We start from the raw sequence: 561 nt of genomic DNA, 5'->3' as shown, positions 1-561 counted from the left end.
CCAGATCGACGGGTCGCATCACTGGTGGTTCGAGGACCGTGGCCGCAAATGCGCCCTGCTCGTCTACATCGACGATGCGACCGGCAAGCTGTTGCATCTGCGCTTTGCCGCCTCTGAGAACACCTTTGACTATCTGCATGCGACGAAGGCTTACTTGCAGCAATGGGGCAAACCGATTGCGTTTTACAGTGACAAGCACGGTGTTTTCCGCAGCACGCATGCCTCGATGACGGACCGCACGAGCGGTCTGACGCAATTCGGCCGGGCGCTTTATGAGTTGAACATCGACATTATCTGCGCCAACACCCCGCAGGCGAAAGGCCGGGTGGAACGCGCCAATCAGACGCTGCAGGATCGGCTGGTGAAGGAATTGCGGCTGCGCGGTATCGATACGATCGAGGCGGCCAACGCATATGCGCCTGAGTTCATGGCGGATTTCAATACGCGTTTCGGGAAGCCACCGCGCAATCCGAAGGACATGCACCGGCCGTTGGCCGATCATGAGAACCTCGATGATGCCATGTGCCGCAAGGAGGTTCGCAAGCTGTCGCATTCCTTGAC

The 561-nt window shown here is 58.6% G+C and carries 1 protein-coding gene; it reads left to right on the top strand.

Translation table 11 applies throughout. From position 1 onward, the window contains the following. On the top strand, positions 1-561 hold a 561-nt coding region (locus tag AC1DJO_RS29855), incomplete at both ends, for an ISNCY family transposase (protein WP_477974133.1).

The organism is Rhizobium sp. 05N430 (genome assembly GCF_056396985.1).
This window is presented reverse-complemented; position numbering and strand designations above follow the sequence as displayed.